This is a genomic window from Halalkalibacter akibai JCM 9157, from assembly GCF_000513135.1.
In the GTDB taxonomy this organism is placed as follows: Bacteria; Bacillota; Bacilli; order Bacillales; family Bacillaceae_D; genus Halalkalibacter; species Halalkalibacter akibai.
Window position 1 is genome coordinate 51386 of sequence record NZ_BAUV01000020.1, and the last position, 23476, is coordinate 74861.

Below are 23476 nucleotides of genomic sequence, written 5' to 3' on the forward strand. Positions count from 1 at the left end.
ATCCAAGAAAGTACTACGTAAAATGTTGTTTTTACGTAGTAGGATTTAAAATTTGTATATTGTAAATTGAGTAAATAAAAAAGATTTGTCAATTACTATAACAACAAAAGTACAAAAAATGTAAATGAGTTGGGTCATTGTTCCAGTATGAAAATAACTTTTTATCAACGTACATAAAAGGAGGGGTTTAACCCGATTTTCTGTCCTTTTAAGAAAAAGTCTCTTATTGTTTGGGTTTCACTAGCTTTAACATTAATACAGAGCTGTTTTGTTGATGTGTCATTTGGTCATAACTAGAAATTTTCTTTACGGGTATATAAAACATCCAAGAAAAACGATAAAGTTATAAATAGGGTAAATATAATAGGTATCATTAGGGTTAGTAATGATTCCTAAGTAAACGAAAAGGGTATTCAATATTCTATTTCTTTCTATTTCAAATTTCCGTTAAAACAAAATAGGAACGTCGTGTTCCACGGTATCTGAATGAAAGACTTTGGGTCCTTCGTGGTGATACAAACCGTATCTATTAAACATTTCATGGGGAATCTCGAAAATGTCACCCCATCCGAAATTCCCGTTGCAATTTGATTTGTTAATTTTTTTGCCTTCATCTGTCATTAAAAAATCCTTCGCAGCTTGTTTTATCATTTGCAGCTCTTCCCCCTTTCGCACATGTGGCTCAACCTTGAAGTAAAAACTTACACCCCCCATATCATTACCATCTTTCCAAGTAGTTTGTAACTGATATATTCTCATATCTTACCAATCTCCTTTTCTTTGTAATATGGCTTATTATAAGAGATAGGCTTTTGGGTGGCTAATGTAGGGGATAATTTTATTTCACTTTATTAGTCGATTAAAATGTTAGTAAATTTATACTCTTCAATTTCTTGTCCGAGGGCTTCTATCTTCGCTTCTAATTTGGATAGATGCTCTTTATTGAAGAAGGAAATCTCGACTAGGATTTTTCTTTGGAAGTGACAAGTTCGTAAGAAGAAAAAAATTTTAGTTTTAAGCTCTAACGGGGTGCGTTTATTCAAAAGAGTAACACTTTTACAAGTGCTGCTCTCTTTGGCGTTCTAAAAATATTTTCTGTTGGCTCTAGTCGAAGTCATCCACTCAGCTGTGCATAAAAGCTTGTAACTTAAATGAATTTACTAAAAAAATTCACTATCAAACTAGGAAAACTGTAATAGGACAAATTAATTCAATCATATGTCTTTTATAAAAAGGTGGGTGCTTAAAATGAATAATGGTGAAGTTTTAATTCCAATCAATAAACTCAAGTATGATTCAATACCTAGAGTTCATTTAAATAATTCTTCACTTTATGATGATGTGAAAGCAAACGGATTAAACAAGCCATTAGAAGTTGAAGGTCCAGATGTAAACGGAAATTATTTTATATTAGATGGGTTAAGAAGGATTGAGGCGATTAAAGAAATTAGAAGCCTCTTCCCGTTAAAGTTTAGAGAAGTAAAATGTCTTGTTGTTAAACAACTGTCATCCCAATTTGACCGTAACATGGAAAGACTAGGTGAATCGTTCCATAGTAGAAGAAGGACTGGGATAGAAAGGCAATTTATGATAGAAGAGGCATTAAAAAACGGATTGACAGAAAAAGAGTTGTCTAAACAGTTAAACATTCCTATATCTACTCTAAGAAAGTGTTTAAAAGGTTCAAATGTTCCTGAAGAATTACGGGTAGAAATAGCAAAGCTAAGAGCAAGTCAAGAAGCCTTAGATGTTATTTACCATTTAGATCTAGAGGACGAATTTATAGAAGCTCTTCTTACTGAGCTGAGAAATAGGTCAATTACAACAGTTCATGCTGCGGCACTAAAGAAAACATTAAAGGATGAGATGTATTCTTTACTTGAAGAGGAGGGAAAGAAAGAATCTTTATTGTTAACTTTAAGAGAAGGTCAATTTACAAAATCTCATGCTAGACGCATCGTGTTAGAGGAAGTGATAAAAACCAACCCAGAACGAGCGGCCGATGGAGATATTGTTCAATGGGTTGAGAATCTATGTTCTGAGTTAGAAAAGATGTCGCAAAAGGTCCATCCAAAAGTTGGAGATCAAGTAGAAGATCAATTTCAAAAGCGAAGGCTGAAGAACGCTTTATCGGAACTAAATAAGAAGTTGAAATGGATTTACGGTGAGAAAACTGAAAAAGGCGGATTTCGCTATAGGTTTGAAGAAAATGATGATGAAAACGATCATGTATTATAGGCTGAAAGAAGGTAGGCAAGATAGCTTGACTACCTTCTTTCAGCCATAATAAGAAATTGCTTTTGGCGAGCCGAATAATACAAAAGAATTAGGTGATTTTCTTGTTTAATGAATAGAAAATCAAAACTAATCCATAATCTACATAAAGATGTTTCTTAATGTTTTTACTAATAACTAGGATGATCTGTATGAGCTATAAGGTTACTGAAAGACACAAATCGTACTTAACACAATTGAAATCTTATCATTTGTTCACTTGTTCTTCTATAAATTGGGACAAGCAGATAGCTGAACCTTACCAGCAAGGCGAAATAGGTCCTAATGAAAAATTTTGGGCTGATATCAAAAATAAATATAACTCTTCAAAGATTGAACGCCTCGTATGCTTAGATAAACTCAAAGTTAGGTATTGGGAATCAAAGCAAAAAAAAGCCAGGAGAATGGATTCGGATTTATATAGTAATTGGAAAAGAAGATACCCATTTGTTAAAAAGGTATTACAAGGGGATCAAGAGTCTTGGAGAGAAGCGGTAAGAAAGTATGCAACCTTTCACAAGGAACTGGATGTAGCTCAGGCGTATAGCCTTCACGTTTATGATCAGAAAACAGTTGAGTGTGACGTTTTTCTTCAGCCGATAGATGTTATAATTCCATTCAAGATAGAAAAGATTACTAAGAGAGGTTATTTACGTTATCATGATATGCCCAAGACGAAAAGATATTCTTTATATGAATCATATGTCTATAGCTGTTTATTGAAAATTGTCCAAGATTTATTTGCGGTTTTACCGTGTAACACCATTTATCTAAATGGTATAGCTGGGACTCGTACGCACCACTCTCCGATTATTTCTACTGTTGTTGAAGACACACTCGATAGGAGATTACAGAACCCTATCTTAGTCCTTCAAAAACATCGGCACATGGTTTCCTTTAAAAAACGTAGTGGATTTCAACCGATTGAAAGAGTATATTCCCCAACATTAATGATTCAATAAGGAGCAGAAAAATGGATCTTTTTGATATCATTGTTATTGCAGTAATAAGTTTATTAATATTCATATTATGGAAACATTATAACCCTTATAATAATGATGAAAAGAATATAGAGGAATGGCATGATTTAGGGTTGGTACGTCATCGCTATGATTCACAAAATCTTGATAGTGGATTTGTCTACTTTGTAAGAGAATCGGGGAATAACCGAGTGAAAATTGGTAAAGCCAAAAATCCCGAACAAAGAATTAAAAGTGATTTCGGTACAATTATGCCATATGAATTTAGTGTTGAACATTTAATACAGACTAGGAACTACCATAAAACAGAAAATCTATTTCATCGATATTTTGACCAAAAGAGATATAAAGGAGAATGGTTCGACTTATCCGAAGAAGAAATTGAATGGGTTAAAAAATCAAATTATCCAAGAGACATTGATGATTCAATTAAGGGATATTAACTAAAATAACACTTGGAGAGAATCCAAGTGTTATTTATAGGGCGTAAAATTACTTCATTGATAAAAGAGATAGCACTAAGCGGACTCTAGAATGGCAAAAGCAAAAGTCTAGCGTTAGTTAATTTCCGATACTTTACACGACACTTTAGCAACAGCTTATTAACTTTGATAGTTTTTTGTGATGTAGAAATTTAATGTTATAAGTATACGTAAACATCATTAAATCATATAATCTGCAATTACTATTCAATCCATTGTTAGTCTGTTGCTAGATTAGTAGTCGGTAAATGGTCTTTTGTTATATTTTCTGAAATGATAATCATAAAAGTAAAAAGCGTTGTGTTGTGGAAAAAGGCATTAGATAAGAATATTAAAATGCGTAAATATAGGAAGGATTGTAAAATCGTTTGAAGATGGGATCATTATCTTACTACGTAGTAGACTTAATACTGTGCAACAAATATCTTCATTTTTAGGTTGCCTTGTGAAATAATACACTTAACTAATGGGGCAGGGTTGTTAAAAGAAAGTATATAAGTGTACTTTGATAATATGGTTTGAAAAGTGGTTATAAGAGAAGGGTGATTGTGATGCCATAATGAAAGTTCTGGAAAAACAAATAAAAGAATCAAAAAAATTCTTACAAGAAGAATACGGGATTAAAAAAATTGGCATTTTTGGCTCATACGCTCGTAATGAACAACAAGATTCTAGTGATGTAGATATTCTAATAGAATCTGAGAAGGCACTCGGTTTAGAATTCTTGTCTATCAAATATTATTTAGAAGATAAATTAGGCATGAAGGTTGATTTAGCTACTGAAACAATGTTAAAACCACAATTGCGAGAGCAAATACTCAAAGAAATTGTCTACCTCTGGGATGATACTGAATAAAAGTCTTAATGATATTGTACTGTTGATTTGAAACAATGTTATTTTGGAAGGTATGATAAATCCAAGGGAGCAAATTACTCCCTTTTGGCTTTTTATAATATGATTTCAAGGGGAGAGATCGCTTTTGAATGAAGACAAAAGAAAAAATCTAAAAGAAACCGGAAAAGGACTCACGCTAGAAACCGTTCTAAGTGTTGGTAGTGATACTGCAGCTGAAGTTGCAAAAAATTCTATTACAAGTGTGGTAGGAGATATCTTGGTGGATACAGCAGGTTCACTTATCCCTGGCGTTTCAGGTGCGGTTCAAAATTATAAGCGCAATCGTTTTGAAAGAAACATGACAACTTTTGCTGAGTATTTATACACCAAGATAGAAGACATCCGTGTTAATTTAGAGCATAAATCAGATGAACAAAAAGAAAAAATTGATCAACTCTTTCATTATGTAATGGATTATGTCATTGATGAGCAACAAGAAGACAAAATTGAGTACATGGTCAATGGGTTTGTAAACATCACAGAGCACGAACAAGTGTCGGATGATTTTATCCTAACGTATTATGATGTGCTTAAAGAGCTCAGAATAGTCGATATTTCTGTTTTAAGGCTTATGTACTCCTCTCGGTTTATGTTTGACCAAGAAGCCCGGGAAACGTTTCAGGATGTTATGGAGAGGCGCGGTATCAGTTACGAACAATATGAATCCGTCAGAAGAAATTTATTAAGGATTGGGCTACTAACAACGAAAACGGATTTGAACATTACAGATGATCTTGATGAAATCGCGAAGAGGTTTAAAGAATTATACACTTACCTTGATAAGCTAACCAATCCAAGAAATAAAGGGTCATTGCCTAAGTTAAAAGAACCAAAAATGAAGTCAAAAGAAAATTTCGAGATGTCCAAGTTTGGGCGAGATTTTGTTGAGTTTTTCTTAGGTTTGGATAAAGAATAATTCATCTTAGCTCGTCATAGGACAACCTTATCACCTCATACATTGTCATGAATTGATTTAGATTGGCAAAGCAACTAAAATTCGTCTATCACCCAAGCAGTAATGAAATTGATGAGGAGAAAGTGAGACAGGTACAACAAAAGATCGTTGCCTTCCTTGTCGAGAAAGCCATACAAAAGGCCATTAACGCGAGTTAGTGGCTTTTTGATATATGGTCTTTTTAGTCCCAGGTTTATTTATTGGCATTTTAATTTATAAAGTTATTTTAATAACCAAACCCTAGCGACACAGAACTTGTTCTTTGCCGCTAGGGTTTCTCAGCTATCGATGCATTAGTTATACAAAGCAATCAAAAAAGTCGATCCATTTGTATGGGAAATCGACTGTTTTTGGTTAAAATTCACTTAGTAGGGGGGATGAAAATGCTATAATTTAATGGGAGAAGGGAGAGAATCTATATGTCTTTACTTTTTAATATAACAAGTTTTGAAGGCTCACTTCAATTTTTAAATGATTATTTGGAGATCGATCCTAAAAGTGTGATTGAGTACGTAAAATCAGATGACAATGATGTTGATGTAGATGGTTTTATTGATATATTTAATATTTCATTAGATAAGTTAGAACATGAGAATATAGAAGCCGTAGCGCTCCATGTAACTTCTAATAATGACGATTGTAAATCTATTAAAAGTACCGGTTTACTAAATTTACAACAGGCATTAACAATGAATACACCAATAAAGAAGTACTTAAGAGAATTTCAGATTGAATTTGATGTGTCTAATAAACTAATGTGGTTTAAGGGTAACCAGTTCGATATTACCTATAACAGTAGTTGGTCTGATGATAAGGATGAAAGATTAGACAGTGTTGCTAGAAAAGTATATTTCGATCATCAAATAAACAGCTTTTTTAGCATACAAGATGTTAAAGATTATGGTGGAAGAGTTCATGAGAAGCCAGAAATATTGCATAATCTGAAAGAATTATTTAAAGCTGATGTTCTAGAAGAACGATGGAAACAGACTTGTAAACCATACGTTATTAAATATAAAGCTCCATTAGATTACTTTGCTTACTACTCTTTTTATTTAGAAAAGTACGAGTATGAGGAAGACTATGAGGAAAAAACAGATTTGAAGTTCTGGCTAATTAAAACGGCGCTTTATGTTGTTTGGAATATGGTTCACAGAAGAAAGATGCCGCAAATATTCGCCTACATGAAGCCTGAGGTTAGCATTATTCCGAATAATTTTTTAGTCATTATCCCACTTAATCCTAGTGATTAGATGGTTAAGCTTATAAAGCCAGGATTAATTAAGTAAAGTTAGTGACGATTGAAAGCCATAGAAATTGCTAACACTGGCTGCAGAATATTTTGATACAATTGCATTAGAGGTGATAAAAATGCAGGATAAGACATTGAAAAGAAATATTGAATCTGCTGGTGGATGGTTTGTTGGCGAATATACTGCATTGATATTGAGCAAATTCAATGAATTAGAAAATGATAAAGATTTTAAAAATGAGTTTGTTCGAGAGGTATTTAATAGTCAGGGAAGAGATAAGGATTATGGCGGTACTAGAACTCGAGTTAACGCTGTAATAAGGATCATAAAGAACGATAAAGTGATTGAAGCTCTAGAATACATCGTTGATTCTGTTCGAATTAATAAAGAAGAACCTAAAGCAGTACAGATGGCAAAAGAAGCATTTATAGAAATCCAATCTAATCAAACAATTTAACACTCTTTCAAAGGTGTCTGTTTATGCTTTTGGAGGTGGAAATACCATAGTTTTTACTGCGTACAAAGATAACTTTCACCAAAGGTAAATTAGAAACGTCATATATTCCTTTAAGAAGGGAAAAATGGGGCTGAAAGGATATAAATTGATGAAGAACAGTAAAGAAAATTGTCCAAATTGTAATGTTGATTTGCAAGGAGAGCCAATACCAAAAAAACAACATGGTTCCTATAATGCCACACACTTCACTCGAAAAATAGGTATTTCAGATATTAAAAAAGACCAAATTGTAAAATGGAAATGCCCTGATTGTGAAGGGGAGTGGGATATAAAATAAGTAATACGCCGTACTTGAAGTTGCGTTGATATTGTGGGGGTTTTTCATAAACAAATGGAGAGCTTTTACGATTGAGCTGGAGTTATCAAAGGGGTCACTCTTTTTAACTATGGCAAAATGATTCTTTCTACAAATTTTATGGCTATACATTACAATTCAGCGTCTTTATTCAACGGAACAATATCACCATTAGGGAATTCTTTTACGAGTTCACCGTTTTTCTCGTAAACAATGTATTTGTTATTTGCTTTTGCGTCGATTCTAGCTCTTTCTCCAGTCATTTTCACCCATTTACTTAACCATTCATATTTTCTTTTGGGTTTGTAATTTTGTTCTTCTGACATAAATGATTACCACCTTTATATAAATCATATCAAGTTTATAATAAATAGAAATGTACTGACAATGATTTTTTCTAAAAGCATATTTTTTCGAAGAAGAGTAACTAACCACCAGGGAGAGTCATTTGTTGCATAGTACAAATATACTGTTGAAAATTACCTATCCAATGAGACGGTTACGTTCAAAGTGATCGTCTTTTCATATTTGACGGATACTGTGCATCAAGAGTCTTCACTTTTAAATGATTTTGTGAAGGATTACACTACTTGTAATAGATAGAATAAAAGTTTGTAGATGGAGGGAAAGAATTATCTATGACATTAGTATGCTGTACTTTAACTGATGAATTTTCCTTAATTTCCGGTGATACTCATGTATCAAATGAAAACGGAACTAGTAGAACAGACAGAAAAATTTTCAAGTACGATGACATGTTAATCGGCGGAGCAGGAAGTGGAGGGATTATAACTTTAATTCCTCAACTAATGACTAATTATCAGAAAGGAACTGCAGAAAGCCATATGCAGGCAGTTGCAAACATCTTCAAGAGTAGCGGAGAAAAAGTTAATGAATCAAGATATAGCCAATTATTATACGTTAGTAAAAATACATCAGGACCGTTTTTAGGTGTAGTTGATACTCGTGGGGATCATCAAATATTGCGAAAAGATCATAACCAGCCTTTTATTATTTGGAAAGGAATTGGTGAACCTGATGTCGAATTATTAAAATCTTGTTGCTTGCCGCAATTACTGAGAAACTTTAACTTGGATACTGCAAAGAACATTCACCAAGAATACATCACAAAAGTTTCTAGACAGACTAACTCAGTAAACGATAGAGTTATACATGAGGATTTATCTTATTAGAACACAATAAAATATAGTTCTATCAACACACTGGAGGACACGCATCGCATTAAGCATTGTTGGTGTCCTTTTTAATTTGAATACACTTGAGGGAGTGAGAACATAAACAAGCATCTAGAAGTGTGAAGTATGTAAATACGAAGAAAAGTATCTACACAGTAATAGACCATGAAAAGATTAAGAATATAAGCTAGTATAAAGGTATTGAGGGAGAGTATTTGTGTAATCTTACGAATGATGACCTTTTAGAATTAGATAATGATGATTTTCAGATTGATGACTCATTCGAGGAACTGGGTGGCGGCTTTGCCAGAACCGTATATGCTATTGATAAAGATAGAGTGGCTAAAGTCTCAAACGGTATGGAGGGTAGCTGGAAACAAAACCGAAATGAAATTAGGGTTTGGAAAAAGGCTACAGACGAACAAAAAGAGTATCTAGCACCAATCATTGATGGTAACGATGATGTAGTAATAATGCGTAGATGTGATGAATTAAATGATACAGATGAAATACCTGCAAATGATGTTGTACAAGTTCTTGTAGATGAATTTGATTTAGGGGATGGGGATATATTTAAAGACCGTCGTTCTTGGGGGAAATTAAATGGCAAAGTAGTTTTAGTTGATTATGGATTAACAAACGCTATACATAAAGAACATTACGAAATGGACGATACATCTAATGATGATAATTAATTAAAGGAGGATATATCAATGTCAAAGAAAAAGAGGTTTAACCGACCATCAGAAAGTGTATTTTTTGAAAGCGTTTTTTATAAAATAGTTAATCGTCCAGCTAAAACTATTAACAGAATAAGATATTTCTTAGGAGATTGCTGGGAAGTCGGTTACAATTTGCGTCATAAAAAGCCTATAAGATATGGTGTGTTTCCAGAATGGTTAAGAAAACATCTCAATATATGGAAGATTAAATGAAATATTGTGTGCATACACAAATTTTAACTTGTTGAGTGTTATGTGTTTATCCAGTGTTTTAATTTGCGATAAAAACCAATATGAAAATAAATGATACACAATCAGCTGTCAACAACCCTCCATTTTATGCGGGTTTCAGGCACGTACTTAAACAATACGAAACTACTTTTTACGGTTGTAAAAAGAAAAACAACAGGTCACTTACTGCACAGTACAACGAAACTATTCAATATAAATTGACATCTGGGCGACAATTACGGAAGACATAGTTACTTGAAGTGATGTAATGTGCTTTGTTATAAGGTTTACATGATATTTGATACTTTGTAATATCTTTAAATATTAAGAATTGGGTACCCTAACCGTAAAACTCTTTAGCGAAACTATAAAATGAAAATAAGGTGGAGATTTAGAATGGATACGGAGTGAATGGAACTCGGATCTTTTGTAAAAAACAAACGTTACCTCGCTGGCTGGTATGGGTATTTTGCCTTGCTGATACGCCAACTCCTTTTTTACGTCTTGATGATTCACTTAGAAGAAGGCTTCGGATGTGCCTTTGGAAACAATGGAAATTGCCTAAAATCAAATTAAAAAGGCTCATCTCCCTTGAAGTTCCAAAGGAGAAAGCCTATGAATGGGGTAATTCCCGCAAGAAATGGCGGATCTCAAACAGTCCTGTCCTAAACAAGACACTTAACCTAAAATCTTGGCGAAATAAAAAGCTTAAAAGTCTAGTATATAGATACAACCACTTCCGTCATACCTAAATGAACCGCCACGGATCCGTACGTACGGTGGTGTGAGAGGTCGGGGTTAATCACCCCCTCCTACTCGATTAAAATGTCATAACGTCACTTCCATTTTATACATACTAACAAATACTGGAATAACGAAGGTTCATACATCTTCTCCCTTGTGGTAGACTTAAACTATTACTACATATGGAGGCGTTACAATGGGGTTCTTAACAAAATTAAAAAATCTCTTCAACCCAACAATCGAATCTAACACACCATCAAAAACACCCACTCTTCAATCTAAAGCATCTAAAGCGAAACAAATGAATTACTATTCCACTGTCAGAAAACCGCTTCACAAATTATTAGATACCATTTCGCTTGAGGTAAATGATACGCCGAATTGGGATTCCTTCTTTTCAATATCTAAAATCAACGAAACTCTCCCTGGTTTTGATAAAAGGTCTAGGAAGAAATTCAAACACGTATTCCACAATGATGAACTTATCATCGCAGAAGCAGCTGGTGTATTTGAAATTATCACCAAAGAGACCATTAAACAATTCAACGTCAAGGACACAGCTCTTGAAAAAATGATTATAGTATCAGCGACTGAAAAAGCCATCATCTTACACAAAAAAGAACGCATCGCACTTATTAATTTATCTACTTTCACAGCTAAACTTTTCGAGTTTAATTGGCAACCTTTTACCTTTACTATGGCAAAAGACTCTTGGCTTGTTGGAACAAGAGAAACATATGATGGTCCTGGTGAACTTTATTGCTTTGATTTAAGCGGTTCACAAAAATGGGGAATTTCTTTCAACGAACAAATTTCTTCTATGTTTGGGGAAATCAAATTCACTCCATACTTACTTTCTGTTTGTGATTCAACCGATGAAGTGTTTGTTGGCAGCATGGACAGGTTATACCGAATTCGTCCACACGATGGGTCTCTTAAATCAAGAATTGCTGTTTCAGAACTGAAAAAGAAAGACCTTGAAAAGAAATATGAAAAACTTAACCGCTCTCTTTCCAAGAAACCAGAAAATGAAGAAGAAGCCATCAATCAACTAGCCGAAGGTTTGGCAGCACAATTTACAATGGGATTCGATAACGTGTCTGTCAACTCTCCTTTCACGGGATTCACACATGACCCTGAAAGCGGCTTTTTATTTATGATGGAAAGGGAAGGAAGAATTTCAGCATGGGACATAGAAGGAAACCTCGTTTGGATTAACCTATTCAAAAATGAAGGAAGGTTTATTGATTGGGTTGATAACAAGTTAGTCGTTTCATTTAACGAAGGGGAAACATTTTGGCTTAACAAAGACGGTAAATTTATTTTTGGAGCGAAGTTACCAAAAGAAGCATCAACCGTCAACCTTATCCCTAACCAAGATTCATACCTAATTGTATCTCAAGATAACCGCCTATACGAGCTTAACAAAGAGACAGGGAAGCTCATTAAAGGGTCAGAGGGACATCCAGGCATGGAACTTTTCATCCTTTCTAATCACCCTATCTTCTTCGATGGGAAAGAAAAAGCGCAAGGTTACTTTTGGCTATCACCAGAAAACCATGAATGGATTCACTTTGAAGCAAAGACCATTACAGACACCCATAATAATGACGTTCACGAAGGTGTTGCACCAGAAATAACCGCAACAAATCCATTCCCTAAAAAGTGGGAGGTATCAAACTCAGATAACGGTTTCGGAAATCGCGTAATTGATATTCCAAACAATCGTCTATACGTTGCTGAAAGAGCCCCAAGAAAATCTTTCGAAGCATATAGGGAAATAACTGAAGCTCAGCAAAGAAAAGAGAATTCAAGTCACTTTCTTACATGCTACGACACAGGAAAAAAAGAAATATGGAGACAGCAACTATACTCCACCATGTGGTCTCTCTATCTCTCCCCTGATGGAAAATACATTTTTACAAGTGTACCGAAAAAAGAGGAAATTACTTACATGCCAGGGGAAATTTTAGTTTTTAACAAAGAAGGAAAACAAGTTCACAAATTCAAATCCAAAGCTCAAGGGTTTCATCTAGAATTTCTTTCAAATAACAAAGCTAAAGTAAATTTTTCTACCGATAGAGGCGAAGACCCTTTAAATGGTTATTTCGAAAAAGATGATAACGGGAAATGGTCTATGTTCTTAGACGAAAGCGGAGAGAGTAATAACGATAATCCATTCGGAGCGGGTATAGATGTCGCGAAAACTAGTAATTATAATTTAGTTAGAACGGACAAGAAAAAATATTCTCTTTCTTCAAATGAAAAAACAGAGAACCTAAACGTTCAAGCAGCAATCTATGAGGCACACGAAACCAATCAAGGAGATATAGCTTTAAGAATCGGAACACGTTTAATCCGCTTCTATAATCCAAATATAGAGAAGACCGTCGAAATTAAAGAGGAAGAAAATATTCAACAATTCACTTTGAGTAATAGCATCTTAGCAGTTCTCACAAAAAAAGAAATTAAAGGTTATTCCCTTACAGGTGATTTGTTGTGGAGATACAGCAATATCCCCAAAACATATACCAACGAAATCTATTGGTCCGACACTAAAGAAAAATTTCTATGGATTGTTTCAAGTAACATAGAAACCATTGTCGCTTCAATAACCGAAGATGGAACTATTGTAAACAGCCAATCGTTTGATAAAAATTCGTACCACAGATCAATGGAAGTAAGTCCCTATTACGATTGTTTTGTGGCTCAAACCAATGAAAAGATACAATCCTTTGAAATCTAGTTGAACCACCTTTAACAATCTAATCCTGCGATTACTTTTCCCCCATTACACTAACCAACAAACACACATTTTCTCCGGAAAGTGTGTGTTTGTTTTTCCTGCTCTTATGATGAAACATATTATTTTTTACCTATTCTCGTTATCTTTTTTACAATGTTAATAGGTAAGAAACAAAACCGAGGAGCGATTTAAATGAACTTAATCGAAACACCGTTAATCAGGAGAGCACAATCATAACAAAGGTAGTAGCAGAAGCCAAAGCTGAAGACATCACCTCTGATTACAATACCTACTTAAGTAAAATTAGACAAATTCCAGATGTGAAAACAGAGGAAACGCTGCAAGGAAGGAAAAGATATCTTGTAGAACGAACCTCAACCATTATGGTTGAATTAATTCCTACTTTGGTGAATCTCACACTAAGGAGGTAATAGACTTAATCGCTGAAAAGGAAAACACTACTTATCAAAGAGAAAAATCACATTTGGTCAAGTGGCGGTTCTCTTTCTGTGCTTTTACATACCGTTTTACTACATAACGTGTTCAATTACACTTAATTGAGAACCGTTCCATGCTAACGCGTGGAACGGTTCGACTGCCTGTCGCACAAAAGGAGTCCGCTATCTAAGCGAACTCCAAGAAACTAGGCAATCGCAATAGCCCAAGCATTTGTTAAGTTCCGAACTTAACGCACACGACTCCTTATTGAAATATATGAATTTATCTTTCTCGTCCGTCATCTAGTGGACAGCCATTCCGTACACTTTTTTGCGAATGTCTGTCGGCACAGCTAATTCAATTAATCGTAGGATTACCGTCCTCGAACGTCAATAACCAGCCAACAAACTTTACGCACTCCCATAACCCATACGTCCTGATACTCGTAATTGATCAACTTCAGCCACACACTAGACCGCTTGTTTATCTCATACTTCGAATCCTTACGCTTCAACACAATACAATACCTTCTAGCCCTTGAATGCAGCAAAGATCGAATAAAGCCACGCCGTTACCCTCTACTGATAATACTTTCGATAATAGTGCGCTGTCTTCTGGAATTAGCGAATTTAATATGTTTTTGTTCAACTAATAGTAAATGATCGTCACATACGCCTTCATGGAAATACCGTCAAATATGCAGTATGAAACGTGTTGCAGTTCATAAAAATTCTTTATTCACATAAGCCAGATTGCATAGCCTCAAAAAGTCGGGCTTGCCAGCGGTGTTAGTAATAACGATTTCGCCGTCGAGGATTTTGCCGGTAGGAATGGGGAGTAAGTAGAGTTCGGGGAAACGGTTAGTAACATATCATTTTGGGGCCGTGTTAGTTAATGATGTCTCTATATTCATATAGAACAAACGGATATATCTATTCTTTATTCTGCTAGGTAATCGCCCCTTCTTAATAACATTGGACTTATTACATCCCTCACCTCTGCGATAATTCTGGTATGGGTTTCTCTCCGTAGGACCATAGAAGAACGACATTGCTGTTTTTAAATTAATTGACATAAATTTTAAGGTGTACAAGTACTATGGTAAAAACCCTTAGAGGAGGTATAAATGAAATTTATTATTAAGTGCACCATTGGTTTTACTGTGGTAATGGTAGTTGTTTTATTAATATCTTATATGAATGCGGTCTTAAAGCTAGGAATTACTGAAACAGATTTTCAAGAATTTATTACTTTTTCTTTGGTAATTGGTTTTTTAATCTACTTATACCCGGGACTAAGTACACCATTTAAAAATAGCTTTTTAAAAACCAAAGAATTGCACATCATAGTTTGTATTCCGATTTTAACATCTTTAATTAAATTAATAATCGTATATCTATATTTATACATTCCAGTTTTCTTCGGAGAAGAACGAATGAGTGTAGGAAAAGGGCAATACATTAGAGAAGATCAAGAATTAAGTACTTTAGGGGAGATTTTATTATTGAGCATCTCTGGCCCTTTTAATGAAGAATTTTTGTTTAGATTCTTATTACTATTTCTTATACCTTATTCAATCCTTAATAGTTTTAGCTACATGAGTATCGATAAAGAAAATGGTCTATTTAATAGGATTAAATTAATGGGAGAAAGGTTAAATAAAAAAATTTTTGTTGAAAGAAATAATACTATAGTTGCTATATGGTTATTTATCACCTCATCAATCTTCTCGTTAATGCACCTACCAGATATTTACTCGTTCTTTATTTACTTCATTGGAGGTATGTTATATGGATTTCTATTTATTAAGTATGGGTTTTTATTAGCTTGGATTGCTCACGGAATATCTAATGGGTTTTCTCCTATAGTAAATAGTATATATACCTCTATTTTCGGGTCTTAATAGTTACGTACTCTTTTCACAAAGCTTGTAAGATATTACACACTCTTACCTTAGTGGAGGCTTGATGCGATGACCGATCAACCCCTTGATATATAAGGCTTTTGAAGTGATTTGCTAACAACATGTTAACATAGTATAAAAAAGAGGTTTCTCATAAGATGTGATATGGTCCCCTTTAGGTAGACAGATTAAAAAATAAAAATCTGTCTACGACCTTCTTCTTCCAGCCGTAGAAACAGTATTGACGGTTTTTAACCATTTTCATTCTCTGCGCTGCATGGATGGCTAACGGGAGCAAGAGTTGAAGATCAGAGCTCACAAGTCAGCTTTTCCTTGTTGTGACAGGTTTAGTAGAAGAGAAATCTACTCAAATTGATGCTACCAGTGTAATGATGAAAAACTACCACCATATCTTTTCTGGACTTAATGTGCGAATTGGGGTATTTTGTAAAGTGACTTTTGACCAACATTGACTTTTCTGAATTTTGGTGATATAATGATTCTAGTTGAATAGCTCGTATTTTGAGCACTTACGAGTGTAACTGCAGCCCCATCTGTACCAGTAGCAATAAGTTTACTCCTGTTAGCAATTGTATTAAGAATTATCAGCTTGAAAATAATAACAGGAGAGATGTCTATGGAAAAATTACCTAGTCTTCTAAATGTAAAATTCCTTATATCTGTTGTATCGGAAACATTTTGGACAGGAGTATCTGGTATCGCTGTAAGTGCTGAGTATATGATCGAATAAGTTTTTAAAAAGTCGTCAGGTGACGATTTTTTTTGTTGGGTACCTTAATTTAATAATAGTGAAGAGCCGATCCATCTTATCAAAGTTGGTTTCTTTGTTTTGTCGAATGTTATTAAATTAGATGAAAGATCGGTAAATGTAAGAAGTTTCTTTTTAATTAGCGCAACGCTGTTCTCGTATAGTTTGTGAGACACAAAGGAAAATGAGGGTTTCAAGGGGAAGTAGGGTGTTTAAAGCCTTTAATAACAAGTTATTGGATATTTTCGCCACCATTTTTCGAAGGATTCAGTTGTAGATTAAAAATCGGAAGTTGAGCCGGCGAGATAGATAAAAGGAGTTGTTAGAATGGCAATTGTACAAGAATTCTTTAACATACCTGATGAAATTATGACGAAGATTTCTACGGGAGAGAATAAAATATTTGGTGGCGAGGTTCGTAATAACAAAGGGCAAATTGTAAAACTTCTTAGACCTGTCAGCAAGTTGGAGGCTACTTTATACTATGGCTGGAAGTATAGGGATACCCTTTTTATGATGGGTAAGTTAGGTATGGCAGGTGTAAAAATTTATATTAAATCAAAGAAAAAACAAGAGCCTGATGTTGTTGTGAAATTTAGAGAGGCTCTAAAGGTCTACCTAAACGCTGTGCGCAAGGGTGCTCTTACAATGGAGATAATTTCAGATGTGATGGAACATTTGGGTGAACTGAAAATGCAACCTAATTTTGAAAAAATCAACATTGCACTTTCAATGGAGGAGTTGGATGTGCTTTTAAATAGAATGTTTGAGTATACAGAAAAACTTGCAGAAGATAATGCGATTGAACTAACCAGTCTAGAGAAAGAAACACCTTCGCAATCTGTGAATCCAATTATTAATCTGCAGCGTTGTCTTGAAACACAAAAGCGCATTTTTGAACTGGCTTCTTAGATTATAGTAGGAGTGAGCAAGCCACCTTATTGAACAATTATGACTATAGTTACTTTACTTAATGAATTGGGATATTTGACTTTATCGTTTTATTTAAAAAAGGTTCATCAAATTGAAGTTCTTGTTCAACGGGTGCTTATATGTAGTATGGTTTTCCACCGTATTCAACGTAAGTAAAAATACGAAAAGTGCCGAATTTGTATCTTTGTTAAAGCATTATATATAGTAAGTAATTATAGTTTTTAACGTTAACAAACATAGGACTTTACGTGGAGCGGTGGGTATGATAGGCCTTGCATGCCTGATGAAACAACGGCTTCAGGCTTTCAAGACCAATCATGCCTCCAGAGGCTCCGCGTCAAGTTCTTAAACGCTTATCTATGGTTACATGGAAACAATGATAAAGGATGCACCATACCAATGTTTTGGAACGGATACTATATATAAGCACCAGTTAGTTTGAACAAGAGCTATCATTTACAGTTGCTCTTTGCTGAGCAGTTCAACGATACTGGTAACGAAATATAATTTTTAAAGGCGGTCACTTCAAAAGTGATCGTTTTTCGTATTTGACACATTCTACGCAGCAAGTATTAAGCAACTGCTCATAGACTAGTTAAGAAAATCTTAGACTTAATTTGGCGATCCTTCCAAACAGAACGGTTGAATATTTAGATAACCGTATTAGTCGTTTTAGTATGAAGATGGGTAAATGCGAATAACAGGTTGGGATCTAACTGCTTATGATGTTCACTGTCATCAATACGTACCTAAACACCTTAGGGGAACTGATAAGTTCAACAACCTTCGCATTCTCCACAAAGACATACATCGGCTTATACACATCAAAGATAATGAAACGGGTGTAGCAGAAATACAAAAATTTAATTTGAGTAAGGTATTAATCAATAAACTAAATTAATATCGAATGGAATGTAGGCTTGAAAAGGTAGAACAATCTCACAACTAAAAGTAACGAAGAACTTATAATCGAGTATACATCGGTAGATGGAGCGCCGTATGCTGGGAAACTAGCACGTACGGTGTGGAGCAGGGGAAAAGCTGGAGATGGCTTCAAAGGTTTACCTATTGCTAACAAGAGTTGAAGAATAAAATGGTTGCTGCGGCTACGGGTTCTGTATTTGAGTACAAAACTCATAAAAGAATATATTACATTTATAATATCATAGTCATTGTCTGTAACTATGGTATTTTTATATTAAAACAAGATATCTTTCCAATTGGAGTATCATAATGTAATTTTTAAAAAATTAGTAATTAATTGTATGGTAAAATTGACATGTTTAAGAAAAATTATGAACAAACATATAAGTGTAAGGAGTATCGCTATGTATATATCAGAACTAAAAGTTACTAATTTCAGAGGGTTTACTAGTGAGCCAACTGCTATTGAATTTAAAGAAGGAATCAACGTGATTATTGGTCAAAACAATGCAGGTAAGACCACAATAATTAAAGCTTTAGAAATCTTGTTTGATAATAGATCAACAAAGAAATTAAATATTAATGATTTTAATCACGATATTGAAATTGAAAAGTTAAAATCTGTTCCACCAAAGATTTGTATATCCGCAAAATTATTAGAATCGGATAATGAAGAACCTTATTCAGATGAATTGGTTACTGTCGCAAACTGGTTAACTAATATCGGAACTCCCTATGAGGCTATTATTACGTTCGAATTTTTCTTGCCTGAGAATGAAGTAGATAAATATAAAAAATTAATAGGTAGTATGATAAGTACTGATATAAATGATTATTGGAAAGCAATTGAACAGCATTTTTTAAAGAAATATATTAGCAGAATTTATGTTGGATATCCAGATTTACAAAATCAGGTGAATTCTTCAGAACTCTCACGATTCGATTTTCAATTTCTGAGTGCGATAAGAGATGTGGAAAGGGATTTATTTAAAGGTAACAATGCACTTCTAAAAGAAGTAATTGATTTTTATATGGACTATGATATTAAAAATGATAGAGAATTAGATGAAAACGAAAAACTAAAGAAAATTCAATCTAAAAAAGATAATTTCACTCAAGACTCACGGCAATTATTGAAATCTTTGAAAGATAGAATGAGTCAAGGTGAGGAACAAATTCTGAAGTATGTCAAAAGTACAGGTGCGGGTATCGACAACTCTAAGCCAATTTTTGAAGGTGAAATACTCGATACTGAATTATATTCGGCTTTAAGGTTAATTGTAGAAAAGGAGACTGGAATTAAATTACCGGCAACAAGTAATGGATTAGGTTATAACAATCTAATCTACATATCTTTACTACTTTCAAAAATGCAAAAAGATTCTTCAGGAGAGTATCTTGGATCAAATTCTAAAGTGTTTTCAATTCTGGCAATTGAGGAACCTGAAGCTCACTTACATCCAAGTATGCAATATAAATTTTTACAATTTTTAAAAAGCAATAAAGAGTCTGAAGTAAGACAGATATTCATAACCTCTCATTCTCCAAATATAACTGCTGCTGTAGATCTTGAAGATATAATTGTACTTCAGAAATTAAATATTGAAACTGAAACTGAAGAATTTAAAGACGTAATAAAAGCTGCTTACCCATATAGAGTTTTTGAAACTAAAGAGGGTAATGCCCAGTATGAAGAGGATAAAAAGTCTAAGGATTATGTGAAAAGGTTTTTAGATGTAACTAAGGCAGATTTATTTTTCGCTAAAAATATCATACTAGTTGAGGGGATAGCTGAACAACTAGTTGTACCAGAGTTTGCTAGGAAACTAGGCTTAGACTTGGAAGATAGTCATACAACAGTAATAAATATTGGAGGTAGATACTTCGATCATTTCCTTAAATTATTTGATACTGAAAAATCTCCATATGCAATTAATAAAAAATTAGCTTGTATTACGGATCTAGATCCAGTAAGAAAGAAATTAAACGAAGAATCATCAGATGATACACAAGAGGAAGTAGATGATGATTCAAGCAATTGGGAAAAATGCCAACCTATATTTTTAGGTTTAAATAATGAATTATACGAGTACAAGAAAACCTCGAATAAACTTGTAAATAACAGTGAGAGCTATTCATCTAACATAAAGGTATTCTCACAACCAATTGGGTTGAGCTCGACTTTTGAATATGAATTGGTTAGAACAAATCCAACTAATAATGTTTTTGTGACAAGTTCAATTTCTAACAAAAAAGAGTTAACCGAACTATTTGAGATGGTTAATCGAAATAAAGCATTAGAAGAAATAATAAAGAGAATCAGGAAATCTAAATTTAAAACTGAGTTAATGGATTCGTTCCAATCTGGAGTCTTAGAGGATCATAGAGATAATAAAGTGGCTCTTCTTGCAAGTAGGTATCTTTTATCTGTTAAAAAAGGAGAAGCTGCACAAGAAATTGCTATTTAATTAGTACAGATAAAGAGGATTTAATTAGTCTTCCAGATTATATTAGTGAGGCGATAAAATGGATATCTCTGTAGCGATTGAATTAGAATCTAGTATAAGTGAAATTCCTGTTGATGAAAACTTTAAACTATATGCAGGTCCAGGTGCAGGTAAAACAACTTTTTTGACTAACCATATAAGACATATTCTCAAAAGTTCAAGAAAGCTAAAGAAAACTAGACAAATAGCGTGCATTACATATACAAATACCGCTGTAAATACTCTTGTTAAAAGGTTAGAAGGCTGTACAGATTCTACAGAAGTTAGCACTATTCATAGTTTTTGTTATAAGTATATTGTTAAGCCATATATGCGGCTTTTAAATGAAGATTCAATTCCTTTAGATAAGATAGATGGTCACGAAGAAATTAAACTAAGAAGGAGTCAGTTAAGGGAATTTAAGTCAAGTAGTCAGCAGTTACATTTTAATGATGACAAATATTTAGTAGAGGCATTGGGAAAACTAAAATGGGTGTTAGAAGATGGAGAACCTGTCCTTAAGTTTTTAAGATATACTGATGGGCGAATTGGAGAATATTCGATTAAGAAAAACTCATACATTCTCTATAAACAATTACATTGGTCGGAAGGAAAATTGAGTCACGATGATGTCCTATATTTTGCCTATAGAATAATAAAAGAAAAACCTGATGTCTTAGAAATCATAAGAGCTAGATTTCCTTATATTCTAATTGATGAATTTCAAGATACAAGTCCTATTCAAACCGAAATTATTAAAATGATAGGTGAGAGAGAAACGTATGTAGGTGTTATCGGTGATATATGTCAATCTATATATTCCTTCCAAGGTGCTAATGTCGATTTATTTAGAGAATTTACTTTAGATGATATGAAAGTATACATTTTGTCTGGGAATCGAAGATCCACAAATCAAATTATTAATGTATTGAACCATATGCGTGAAAGGGTAGATTTTAAGCAGCATTCACCTACTGATTTAGAAGGTCAAGCACCTATAATATTGATTGGAGATAAATCCAGGCTAGATTCTTTTTTAAAAGATAAGTTCGAGAAGGTTATGTTTTTATCTTATAAAAATATCAATCATACTAATGTAAATATTTTGGTGGAAGATTCCGATGGAGATAGAAGTTGGAGAATATATTATTTAGTACAATCCCTGGAACTAGCTAAAAACCTTGATATGAAACAGGCAATAAAATTTATGAGACAGGCCTATCGGAAGATTGAAGAATTTACTGAAAAAGAAGCTTTAGAAAGGCTAAGAAGACTATTTGATAGTTACGATGACTTTCAAAATAAAAATATTACTCATTTACACAATGAATATATTGTTGGTCATTATCAAGTATCAGGGAAAATTACTAGAGGTAGAGTAAAAGCATTATATGATGGATTAACATATAAACACCTTGTTACACAAATAAAGAATACAGAAACTGGATCGATAGACTTCAAAACCATTCATCAATCTAAAGGTGAAGAATTTGACACAGTTTGTATAACTCTCCCTTCTGAAAATGAAGGTAAAGAACTAGATTTCCTAATAAACCCTGATATGAATAAAGAGTCTCATAGGGTTTACTATGTTGCAATGAGTAGAGCTCAGTATAAATTAATAATTAAATTGGAAACTGTAAGTGAAGAAAATAAGTCGAAGCTTGAAAAAATAGGATTCGAAATAGTACAAGTTACTTAGTAAAAGCCTTTTATATGGAGCTATGCAGTAGATTGACTAATAGGAAATGAATTTAAGCGACCAATTACATATACTGGTCGCTTTAGCTTTCATTATTTTTAATACAGGCTCAGGTTGATGATTACAGATTGAAATGAACCACCCATTGTATTTACATAGAGGACAAAAATTACTACTAAGAATAAGAGACTGTTCACTAATACAATCTTCCATGTGATAAAAGATAAAATGCCATAGATTGAAGAACAAAGATGCTATTAATTATACTTCTAGTGTAGACGGTCCAGAGTAGCACTTATATTAAGTAATAGACTATATACTGTGTATAAATACCTTCATTCTTAGGTGATTTGTGAAAGAATGATGCTTAAGCAAAAGAATCAAGTTTCTTAAGAGGAACTCATTAACAACCGTTGCGTTTGAGTGTTAGGCCGACTCGATTCCGCATTTTCTAATTGTTTAAAAATGCTATTTCTAATAGAGTCCAATAAAATATGCGAGTTGAGACTTACAACACTTCATATATATTTTTCTTTTCATTCATCAAACAAAACTCATGAAATATCCAATCCTCCGTTCTGGTTCATGTTCTTTTTGAGGATTGCTTTGAATGGGTACCACCAAGGATAGGCAAAAACACCCCTCTGACCTCTAAGTATTGCAATGTAGGATAATGTTCCTTTCCTTTTATGGTATAAACACAATCTTTCCCGATGTGCTCTCCAACTACCTCCAAATCTTTGATAAAGTCCTCATACTTCTTCGAATTCTCTACTTTGCGGTTCATTCGAAGTCATTCTGGTCAGAAGAACGAAAGAGAATACTATTTGATAGAGAAATTTCTAACCGCTGGGTGGATGAATTCCGTTGCCTCAGTCCTTTTTTAGTTGACTCATACTTAATAGCACCTTTTTCATTCCATTGTGCAATGAGAACTTCGATTGTGGTCTAAATTAAAATTCAGACAATTCCCGACAGTAAACACCAAATTCTGGTATAATAGTCATAAAGGTGCATGGAATAACTTCAAC

Annotated in this window: 18 protein-coding genes; 16 read left to right on the top strand and 2 right to left on the bottom strand. The window is 33.8% G+C overall.

The genetic code is table 11. The features are described 5' to 3' along the window. Positions 1 to 447 precede the first annotated feature (447 nt). Positions 448 to 759, bottom strand: coding sequence for a hypothetical protein (locus tag JCM9157_RS12285; protein ID WP_035665079.1), 312 nt, complete (start codon positions 757 to 759; stop codon positions 448 to 450). A gap of 489 nt (positions 760 to 1248) precedes the next feature. Between JCM9157_RS12285 and JCM9157_RS12290 the strand changes: the two genes are divergently transcribed. From JCM9157_RS12290 to JCM9157_RS12325, 8 genes are all read left to right on the top strand, one after another. Beyond that, on the top strand, positions 1249 to 2238 hold the full coding sequence (locus tag JCM9157_RS12290; RefSeq protein ID WP_035665080.1) for a ParB N-terminal domain-containing protein: 990 nt from the start codon (positions 1249 to 1251) through the stop codon (positions 2236 to 2238). Positions 2239 to 2426: 188 nt separating this feature from the next. Beyond that, positions 2427 to 3236: a hypothetical protein gene (locus tag JCM9157_RS12295; RefSeq protein ID WP_035665081.1), complete on the top strand. Its 810-nt coding sequence runs from the start codon at positions 2427 to 2429 to the stop codon at positions 3234 to 3236. Positions 3237 to 3247: 11 nt separating this feature from the next. Next, positions 3248 to 3697, top strand: a complete 450-nt coding sequence (locus JCM9157_RS23425; protein ID WP_052013117.1) for a GIY-YIG nuclease family protein — start codon at positions 3248 to 3250, stop codon at positions 3695 to 3697. Positions 3698 to 4295: 598 nt separating this feature from the next. Further along, a complete protein-coding gene (locus JCM9157_RS12305; RefSeq protein ID WP_035665083.1) occupies positions 4296 to 4592 on the top strand; it encodes a nucleotidyltransferase family protein in 297 nt (98 codons plus the stop codon). Positions 4593 to 4716: 124 nt separating this feature from the next. After that, positions 4717 to 5547 carry a hypothetical protein gene (locus JCM9157_RS12310; RefSeq protein ID WP_035665084.1) on the top strand — a complete coding sequence of 277 codons (831 nt, stop codon included), beginning with the start codon at positions 4717 to 4719 and terminating at the stop codon, positions 5545 to 5547. A 539-nt stretch (positions 5548 to 6086) separates the two neighbouring features. Continuing rightward, positions 6087 to 6839: a hypothetical protein gene (locus tag JCM9157_RS12315; protein ID WP_148296863.1), complete on the top strand. Its 753-nt coding sequence runs from the start codon at positions 6087 to 6089 to the stop codon at positions 6837 to 6839. Between the two features lie 118 nt (positions 6840 to 6957). Then, positions 6958 to 7296, top strand: a complete 339-nt coding sequence (locus JCM9157_RS12320; RefSeq protein ID WP_035665086.1) for a hypothetical protein — start codon at positions 6958 to 6960, stop codon at positions 7294 to 7296. Between the two features lie 124 nt (positions 7297 to 7420). Further along, positions 7421 to 7633 (top strand): hypothetical protein, encoded by a 213-nt coding sequence (locus JCM9157_RS12325; protein WP_235714963.1) that lies wholly within the window; start codon positions 7421 to 7423, stop codon positions 7631 to 7633. 149 nt (positions 7634 to 7782) lie between these two features. Here the strand turns inward: JCM9157_RS12325 and JCM9157_RS12330 are convergent, their stop codons facing one another. Then, complete coding sequence (locus JCM9157_RS12330) at positions 7783 to 7977, bottom strand: hypothetical protein (RefSeq protein ID WP_035665088.1); 195 nt, start codon at positions 7975 to 7977, stop codon at positions 7783 to 7785. Positions 7978 to 8289: 312 nt separating this feature from the next. Here JCM9157_RS12330 and JCM9157_RS12335 point away from each other — a divergent pair, with 312 nt between their 5' ends. From JCM9157_RS12335 to JCM9157_RS12380, 8 genes are all read left to right on the top strand, one after another. Beyond that, positions 8290 to 8844, top strand: a complete 555-nt coding sequence (locus tag JCM9157_RS12335; protein ID WP_035665090.1) for a hypothetical protein — start codon at positions 8290 to 8292, stop codon at positions 8842 to 8844. A gap of 218 nt (positions 8845 to 9062) precedes the next feature. Continuing rightward, complete coding sequence (locus JCM9157_RS12340) at positions 9063 to 9542, top strand: hypothetical protein (RefSeq protein ID WP_035665092.1); 480 nt, start codon at positions 9063 to 9065, stop codon at positions 9540 to 9542. 18 nt (positions 9543 to 9560) lie between these two features. Beyond that, positions 9561 to 9782 (top strand): hypothetical protein, encoded by a 222-nt coding sequence (locus tag JCM9157_RS12345; protein ID WP_035665094.1) that lies wholly within the window; start codon positions 9561 to 9563, stop codon positions 9780 to 9782. 958 nt (positions 9783 to 10740) lie between these two features. Continuing rightward, positions 10741 to 13290, top strand: coding sequence for a hypothetical protein (locus JCM9157_RS12355; RefSeq protein ID WP_035665097.1), 2550 nt, complete (start codon positions 10741 to 10743; stop codon positions 13288 to 13290). Positions 13291 to 14854: 1564 nt separating this feature from the next. Next, positions 14855 to 15631, top strand: coding sequence for a CPBP family intramembrane glutamic endopeptidase (locus JCM9157_RS12360; protein ID WP_035665099.1), 777 nt, complete (start codon positions 14855 to 14857; stop codon positions 15629 to 15631). 1096 nt (positions 15632 to 16727) lie between these two features. Further along, positions 16728 to 17312: a hypothetical protein gene (locus tag JCM9157_RS12365; protein WP_035665100.1), complete on the top strand. Its 585-nt coding sequence runs from the start codon at positions 16728 to 16730 to the stop codon at positions 17310 to 17312. Between the two features lie 1349 nt (positions 17313 to 18661). Beyond that, positions 18662 to 20725: an ATP-dependent nuclease gene (locus JCM9157_RS12375; RefSeq protein WP_235714968.1), complete on the top strand. Its 2064-nt coding sequence runs from the start codon at positions 18662 to 18664 to the stop codon at positions 20723 to 20725. Between the two features lie 58 nt (positions 20726 to 20783). Next, the gene (locus JCM9157_RS12380; protein ID WP_035665102.1) at positions 20784 to 22445 is read left to right on the top strand and encodes an ATP-dependent helicase; all 1662 of its coding nucleotides are present in this window, start codon (positions 20784 to 20786) and stop codon (positions 22443 to 22445) included. The last annotated feature ends 1031 nt before the right edge of the window (positions 22446 to 23476 follow it).

Coding starts and splice junctions, on each gene's coding strand:
- JCM9157_RS12290 (WP_035665080.1), top strand. CDS start 1,249: ATGAATAATGGTGAAGTTTTAATTCCAATCAATAAACTCAAGTATGAT.
- JCM9157_RS12360 (WP_035665099.1), top strand. CDS start 14,855: ATGAAATTTATTATTAAGTGCACCATTGGTTTTACTGTGGTAATGGTA.
- JCM9157_RS12285 (WP_035665079.1), bottom strand. CDS start 759: ATGAGAATATATCAGTTACAAACTACTTGGAAAGATGGTAATGATATG.
- JCM9157_RS12335 (WP_035665090.1), top strand. CDS start 8,290: ATGACATTAGTATGCTGTACTTTAACTGATGAATTTTCCTTAATTTCC.
- JCM9157_RS12345 (WP_035665094.1), top strand. CDS start 9,561: ATGTCAAAGAAAAAGAGGTTTAACCGACCATCAGAAAGTGTATTTTTT.
- JCM9157_RS12365 (WP_035665100.1), top strand. CDS start 16,728: ATGGCAATTGTACAAGAATTCTTTAACATACCTGATGAAATTATGACG.
- JCM9157_RS12375 (WP_235714968.1), top strand. CDS start 18,662: ATGTATATATCAGAACTAAAAGTTACTAATTTCAGAGGGTTTACTAGT.
- JCM9157_RS12325 (WP_235714963.1), top strand. CDS start 7,421: ATGGGGCTGAAAGGATATAAATTGATGAAGAACAGTAAAGAAAATTGT.
- JCM9157_RS12295 (WP_035665081.1), top strand. CDS start 2,427: ATGAGCTATAAGGTTACTGAAAGACACAAATCGTACTTAACACAATTG.
- JCM9157_RS12320 (WP_035665086.1), top strand. CDS start 6,958: ATGCAGGATAAGACATTGAAAAGAAATATTGAATCTGCTGGTGGATGG.
- JCM9157_RS12355 (WP_035665097.1), top strand. CDS start 10,741: ATGGGGTTCTTAACAAAATTAAAAAATCTCTTCAACCCAACAATCGAA.
- JCM9157_RS12305 (WP_035665083.1), top strand. CDS start 4,296: ATGAAAGTTCTGGAAAAACAAATAAAAGAATCAAAAAAATTCTTACAA.
- JCM9157_RS12330 (WP_035665088.1), bottom strand. CDS start 7,977: ATGTCAGAAGAACAAAATTACAAACCCAAAAGAAAATATGAATGGTTA.
- JCM9157_RS12380 (WP_035665102.1), top strand. CDS start 20,784: ATGGATATCTCTGTAGCGATTGAATTAGAATCTAGTATAAGTGAAATT.
- JCM9157_RS23425 (WP_052013117.1), top strand. CDS start 3,248: ATGGATCTTTTTGATATCATTGTTATTGCAGTAATAAGTTTATTAATA.